The organism is Mesorhizobium sp. CNPSo 4689, from assembly GCF_057784325.1.
In genome coordinates, this window is sequence record NZ_JBWLUZ010000007.1 from 206,157 (window position 1) to 212,310 (window position 6,154).

Genomic DNA, 6,154 nt, shown 5'->3' on the forward strand with positions numbered 1-6,154 from the left:
ATGGCCGAGCGCAGTGGGAAGACGGCTTATCCAAAGATTGGCATTTGGTACGACGAGAAAAAGGGTGACATCCATCTCAGTATCGAGGCTCATGGTCTTTCGACTGTGAATGCCAATGCCGCCAGCGATAGAGGCAACCCGCACCTCTTCAAAAAATTGGCGAAAGCACTCCGCGACAGCGGTAAGCCCCATCCGGAAATCGTTGAGTAGCCTTCTGTTCGTTCCGCTCTACATCGCTGCGATCACCGCCTCGATGCTCGCCGGCGCCGTCTGGCGCTACAGGCAGCGCGACATGATCGGGATGGCTGCTTGCCTCCTGATGGCCGGCATGGGCGTCTATTTGCTACTGTCGTAGGCTTCGGCTTGTATCGGGCGCGTACCGCGCGCGGTTAATAGCTGGACAGAATGTCAGAATGACTTAGGCGGTACGTACAGGCAGATCGTAATGTCAGGGTTTCCAGATGGGAATTTATGATGCCGGCCTGCTGTTGCTTTTTGGGCATGGCACCAATGAAAACGCATATCGTGTGACTGACGCACCCTGCCGTCCGCGTAAGGCAGCAATTCGCCTGAAGGCACCTTGAAGCCCTGGCTTGTTTCGCGGACGGCACCGTCTGCCATCGGCTCGCAATGCTGGTCATGACAGCACTGTTTTTCGTACCAATACTCATCATGTGCCGATGCCAAAGGAGTTCCGAAAGCGCAGGCCGCGGCGATGATAGCGCCCAACCCGGATGCGCCACAGCGCCCGCTCCATGGCCAGATCATGATTTACATTAGGCTTGTCTGATATGATGGCGCAAGCTAGGCAGTGTTCTGCTGATACCGAATGGCGTTGGCCGGTTAGCGCCTCTTCACCTTCGGCGTGATCTCCTCGATTCCGTAAAAAATGAATGGCCCGCTGCCGGGCTAAAGCAGCGGGCCTATCAAGGCTTGGCCGGAAAGGGGTATGGGGCACAAGGGCATCCGGCCAGCATTTTCAACGAGGATGACGAACATTCGTTCCAACGCGTTCGCGCATTGGCTGCCTAGGCGCCGTGGCCCTGGATTCCTGTGAGGTCGCCCAAAACAGCCCTTGATCTGAGATTTGCGATGTAGGACCATAATCCTATGTGGGGCGATTTCTATAACGGAGGTCGCTACGGTCAGGCGCACCCAAAGCAGTTATCAGGTCAAGATTTGGAGCGTTTCCTACAGGCAGCGGAAGGGCTGCATAAGGCCCTCGTCGGCCCACTGATTTCGCCTAGCTGCGACCACTACCGCTCGATGCAGACGCTACATGAGGCGCTTTTGAAGACGGTGCGGGAAGTGACCGGCAAGGAGGTGACGTTCATCCAATGGAGCGGAACGGGTCCGGTGAGGTAGGGACACCCTATCATTTTGGCTTAGTTGTGCGCGCGCCACAACGCACCGATAAATGAAGCAGGGTTGGGGAGTAGCGCGCCGGCATGCCGATCTCTGTTAGCTGTTCCGATCGGCAGCCGGCGTCCTTTTTTGCATAACGTTGCCGACGGTCAGGCATACTCACGGTTGCGACTCTGGTCTCATCCAATTTGAGGAGTGCAGAACCAAACACCCCCGTTTTGCCAAGTTGGCATAGACGCAAGCCGGCCTATAACCTCGCCGGCCGGCGAACCTACCCCGTTTTCCGGTTAGGCCCGGCGGTCAAAGCCCAAGCCCCCCGCCATGTTCTTGACCGGAATCCAAGTGCCGCCTGATTTCCTCAGGTGCCACGCTGGGGCTCGGCAACGCCCCGATCTATCGGCGGGCTCGGCTCAACAGCCTGGCTTCTCGCATCAGCGATGGCCAATTGCTTTCACCCAAAAGGCTGACGAGATCGCGAGCCTGTTCTTCTGTGATGCCTGTTTCTCTGATTAAGCGCTGAATGACCGGGCCGCCCCTTAGTTGTGGTTTATCTGGCTCGTCGGCCATCAGGCACTCGCCTCTCTTACATCAGCCAACGCCGCTGTAGGGGATACGTTCCGCTCTCAAAGCGGCCCGGTTAAGCATGAGTGGCATTATGTTCCTTCCTCCCAGAAATCCTGCAACGAAGCATGCCGCAGGTCTTCCTCGCCCCGCAGGTGCTTTACGCGGCCGATCAGCCCCGGCTTGACCCATTGCGTCGCCGGCCGCCTCATGCCCTTTGGCGGTGGTCCTGCATGTGCCTGGACGCGCTCCCAGAGGCGTTCCCGCATCTCGCGATTCAAGGTGATGAACGCCGAGCCGACATAGCGCCCTGTGCCGCGCTCGGCCAACAGAGCAAAGGCAGGCTTGCCCGCCTCTCGCTCGACCCCAAGCAGCTCTAACTCACTGATGGCGTAGCACTTCGCCTTCAACCAGTTGGTCGACGGGCCGCCGCGGTACTTGCTGTCCTTCCGCTTCGACACCATGCCCTCAAGCCCGGCCTGCTCAACGAGATGGAAAATCGCCTTGGCATCCGGCAACGCCTGGCTGAACTGAATTCGTGCACCTTCCGGGATCATCTCGGCGAGGATCTCGCGACGGTCTTCTAGAGGCATGTCGCGTAGGTCGTGGCCGTTGAGGTGCAGGAGATCGAAGGCGACGAAATACAAATCATGTTGGCGCCGCGTGATGGCCTTGCGCAACTCGCCGAAGTCAGACAGGCCGGCATCGTTCAGAACGATGATCTCACCGTCGATGATGGCGCTTTCCACCTCCAGCTCGCCGGCCGCCTTGGCGAGGTCACGGTATTTCGATGTCCAGTCGAGACCGCGGCGGGTGAAGATGCGAACGCCGTCGGCATCCCTGACGATCTGGGAACGGTAGCCGTCAAATTTGACCTCGTGAATCCAACCATCGCCTTCTGGAGGCTTCTCCACGAGGGTAGGCACCAGAGGCTCGATAAATTCCAGCCGGCCAATGCCAGCACTCACTCGCTTACGCACGGATTCAACTCAGGGGCCGGTCTGTTCGATGGCCGGAAACATGGCGCATTTTACTAAATTAGCAATGATGCATGAAGAGGCCTATAATTCGGCCCCAGCCGGCGCCGCCACTGAGCCCCGTCGGTTAGGCTCGGCTGCCTTGGCCTACCCTGCTACGGTCGCCGGGCCGCTATTGTGATCGACCTCTCCGCGAAAACAGCTCGGCAGTGATTTCGTCTCTATCCCCACCATGCCTAGCGATCAAAGCCAGCGCTTCCTGGCGGCCAATGTTGCCGAGCTTCATGAGGTACGGTACCTCAAACGTTCTCTTGTTGAAACGCCATTCCGGCACGTACCGTGTTGTTGCTTTTCGGGCTGTTGTTCCATCTTGACGCATCATTTGGCTCCTCTTCCTGATGTGATGATGCAGTCGCAAATTCGGTGCCGGGGCGCTCGGCTAGCTGACGCTGGCCGGCTAGGCTTCTGGACTCTTCCGTGAGTTGGAAGCATTCTCCCTTCGGGGAGAGAGGGGCGTGGGCAAAGTCCAGCGTCATAAGGGTGCCAATCAGGCCGACCGCTGGCGAAGAAACGCCAGGAGGCGTCGAGCGCGGTTGTGGCGATGGCAATACCTTGTTGCACTCGTGATGGTTCCCCTCGCTGCCTTTTTCACGGTGAGCCCAAGTAGCCTTGAAGCTCTCGCTGGGCTCGTGCGTAAGGGTGGGTTCGACGCAGCCGGCAGTTGTGACATTAAAGGCAACATCAGCATCAACACCGGGGAGCACATCTACCACGTCCCCGGGCAAGAGCATTATTCCGAGACGAAGATCAGCCCGCAATATGGGGAGCGCTGGTTTTGCAGCGAGGCAGAAGCGCGTCAGGCCGGTTGGCGAAAGGCAAGGCGATGAAATCAGTCGCCATCGGCTTGGCCATCGTGATCGTTTTGTCGATTGGCACGCTGGTCGCGACGTCGAGCGGCGTTCTAGTCTATCAGGTGAGGGTCGGAAACGGATATTTTTGCCGCTATTTCACGGGAACCGCGACGTTCACGACGCCGAGCTACGCGGTGACGGGCTGCCCGCGGTTTATCAGTTTTTGATCGGTGGCATCGTCCGGCATCGGTATGGCAATCGCCGGTTAGCTTCGCGGAAACGCCGCAGTCGGCGGCGTGTAACTTGCATCCGATGGGTTCCGACACACACCTTTGGTGATGCGCAGGTCGTCAATATGCCCGTTCAATCCGGCGCTGGTTTTGCCTATCGCAAGTACCTGTGCAGCGTTGAACGTATTCGAGTTCGCGGGAGTGGCGCTGCCCTTCATCACGCCGTCAACAAATATGCGGACCTTGCCGGTGGAGTCTTTGTTTACTTCGAGGAAGTGCCAGGTGTTGAGAACCAGCCCGGCGCTTGACGTGACAACGGTGGTTTGTGCGCCGGACCCGGAAGAGTCTGTAACAAGGTCGATTTGCGCGCCAAACTTACGAAATTCCCAAGATAGCTGGCCGACGCTGCCCCACTGGCCGACGATGGACTCTACGCCGAACGTCACGGACGAGGCAAACCGAACCCACGCTTCAATTGTATATTGATCGGAGTTCGCGTCGGACAAATCCCAATCGGCGCTGTCCGGGAGAGTTACCCGACTTGTTCCGTTGAGAAGCAACGAAGCAGTCCCATATTTGAACTGCGCCGTGTCAAGTTGGGAACTGCCCGTGAAGGTGAGCGCATGGGCCGCGTTGCTGTCATCGGTTGCGGACGTAGCGCCATCTGCGCCATCGAAACCGACCAGAAGAACAACGTTCGCAAAGTATGGATCAACTACCGATACCACGATGCTGAAGGATGCTAGGTCAGCCGTGGCGCCGAGATTGTCGGTGACCCGAATTACGATCCCGGACGACGTTCCTACAGTGGTCGGCGTTCCCGAAACAACGCCGGTTGAGCTGTTCAAGGTGATGCCGCTTGGCAGCGTTCCAGCATGGACCGAAAAGGTGTAGGGGGCGGTGCCGCCCGTCGCCGAAACCGTGAAACCGGCATAGGGCACATCCTCCCCGGCTGATGTGACCGGAGTTCCGTTGATCGATAGAGGGGCAGGAGGCGCCACGGCCGCCGCCACCCTAATCCCGCATGCAAAGCCAGGCAGCATCGTTTCGTTCTCCCAATTGATTGTGAATTTGTTCGGCTGGTGATCGTGAAGGGGGCCTATTTTTCGCTGTCTGCTACCACCGATGAGAGCTTTGTGCTGATCGTTCGGGCACGGCACCGCATCCGCGCCGAGGCGCGTTGGGTGGTGATCATGGTATCCTTTGAAGGGCCCCGCCGCTTTCGGAGAGCCATTGGTGTAATATTGACCCGGTTAGTTGCTGTTTATCATTGGCTCGGGAGGTGCTATTTAGTTGAGCATGACATCGCACAATAAAATGGTAGGGCCCGTTGCAAAGGCTGTGCCAGCCAAAAAACCGGCCGCGAAGGCCGCGGCAAAAACCGTCGCGAAGGCGGCTCCGGCCAAGAAACCGCCACAAGGCAGCCGCGCCGCCTACGCCGATGAATTATCGCGGGCGGCCGGCCATTTGGTGATTGAGGAAGTTGAATTTGAAGGTGACCACCTCGATTTTGTTGTGGGCATTCGCGATACGGACACCAGAAAAGGAGAGCAGTCTAATGAACTCTCGTTTGACATGCTGCCTAAGAAGGTTCGGGACCTTTTCAACCTTTCGCGCGAGGACTGGATAACCGCTAACCTACTATCTTTGGAGCGAGATTCCAAAGAGGACGCAGAATATTCTTCCTCACTGCTTTTGTACATTAAGGACAGATGCGCCAAAAGTTTTGAGGAGTAAGAGTATTGGCGGCCATGGGCACTATTCTAGACGCTGTAGAACTCATAACCCAAGTGCGAGGGGCACTTGCTCGCATTGACGCTTTGGAGGATGGCTGCAAGATTTTGGCTGATGCAAATTCCGCATTAGAAAAGAGGGTACGAGAACTTGAGGCTGCGTTACGTGAAGCCAAGTCAGACATCAGGCTCGAAGCTGTAAAAGAGACCCACAGCGCAATTAATGCCGTCCAAGGTGCGTTCAATCAGGAACTGCGCGGCCTCGCCGTTAAAGTGGATAGGCTCGAAACCAGAGCCGCCCTAAATGGAAATCTGACTCCAAGGCTGGAAATTGCCGATGGCTCAAAGCCTCTAGATTGACGCGACCCTCATATTTTCAATTGGATTTATGTGCGCTTTTGGGTTGCGAGCGGTAAGTGCTAGGTCGACTACAGAGA

Annotated in this window: 8 protein-coding genes; 6 read left to right on the plus strand and 2 right to left on the minus strand. The window is 57.3% G+C overall.

Features of this window, described 5'->3' with window-relative positions:
• Positions 1-210: a hypothetical protein gene (locus tag AC04SI_RS13890; RefSeq protein WP_488474330.1), complete on the plus strand. Its 210-nt coding sequence runs from the start codon at positions 1-3 to the stop codon at positions 208-210.
• The gene (locus AC04SI_RS13895) at positions 203-355 is read left to right on the plus strand and encodes a hypothetical protein (RefSeq protein WP_488474331.1); all 153 of its coding nucleotides are present in this window, start codon (positions 203-205) and stop codon (positions 353-355) included. Before AC04SI_RS13890 ends, AC04SI_RS13895 begins: the two co-directional genes overlap by 8 nt.
• A 1,663-nt stretch (positions 356-2,018) precedes the next feature.
• On the opposite strand, the gene AC04SI_RS13900 is transcribed toward AC04SI_RS13895, so the two are convergent.
• Complete coding sequence (locus tag AC04SI_RS13900) at positions 2,019-2,894, minus strand: ATP-dependent DNA ligase (RefSeq protein WP_488474332.1); 876 nt, start codon at positions 2,892-2,894, stop codon at positions 2,019-2,021.
• A gap of 524 nt (positions 2,895-3,418) precedes the next feature.
• Here AC04SI_RS13900 and AC04SI_RS13905 point away from each other — a divergent pair.
• Both AC04SI_RS13905 and AC04SI_RS13910 read left to right on the plus strand, forming a co-directional pair.
• Positions 3,419-3,790 (plus strand): sunset domain-containing protein, encoded by a 372-nt coding sequence (locus AC04SI_RS13905; RefSeq protein ID WP_488474333.1) that lies wholly within the window; start codon positions 3,419-3,421, stop codon positions 3,788-3,790.
• Positions 3,787-3,981: a hypothetical protein gene (locus AC04SI_RS13910; protein WP_488474334.1), complete on the plus strand. Its 195-nt coding sequence runs from the start codon at positions 3,787-3,789 to the stop codon at positions 3,979-3,981. The genes AC04SI_RS13905 and AC04SI_RS13910 overlap by 4 nt, the downstream gene beginning before the upstream one ends.
• 38 nt (positions 3,982-4,019) lie before the next feature.
• Here AC04SI_RS13910 and AC04SI_RS13915 read toward each other — a convergent pair whose 3' ends face one another.
• Positions 4,020-5,027: a LamG-like jellyroll fold domain-containing protein gene (locus AC04SI_RS13915; RefSeq protein ID WP_488474335.1), complete on the minus strand. Its 1,008-nt coding sequence runs from the start codon at positions 5,025-5,027 to the stop codon at positions 4,020-4,022.
• 250 nt (positions 5,028-5,277) lie between these two features.
• Between AC04SI_RS13915 and AC04SI_RS13920 the strand changes: the two genes are divergently transcribed.
• Together AC04SI_RS13920 and AC04SI_RS13925 are read left to right on the plus strand one after the other, a co-directional pair.
• Positions 5,278-5,721 carry a hypothetical protein gene (locus AC04SI_RS13920; protein ID WP_488474336.1) on the plus strand — a complete coding sequence of 148 codons (444 nt, stop codon included), beginning with the start codon at positions 5,278-5,280 and terminating at the stop codon, positions 5,719-5,721.
• A 5-nt stretch (positions 5,722-5,726) separates the two neighbouring features.
• A complete protein-coding gene (locus AC04SI_RS13925) occupies positions 5,727-6,077 on the plus strand; it encodes a hypothetical protein (RefSeq protein WP_488474337.1) in 351 nt (116 codons plus the stop codon).
• Positions 6,078-6,154: the final 77 nt, after the last annotated feature.

Bases quoted from the DNA above. Each gene is read 5' to 3' on its own strand.
- AC04SI_RS13890 (WP_488474330.1), top strand. From the start codon at position 1: ATGGCCGAGCGCAGTGGGAAGACGGCTTATCCAAAGATTGGCATTTGG.
- AC04SI_RS13910 (WP_488474334.1), top strand. From the start codon at position 3,787: ATGAAATCAGTCGCCATCGGCTTGGCCATCGTGATCGTTTTGTCGATT.
- AC04SI_RS13915 (WP_488474335.1), bottom strand. From the start codon at position 5,027: ATGCTGCCTGGCTTTGCATGCGGGATTAGGGTGGCGGCGGCCGTGGCG.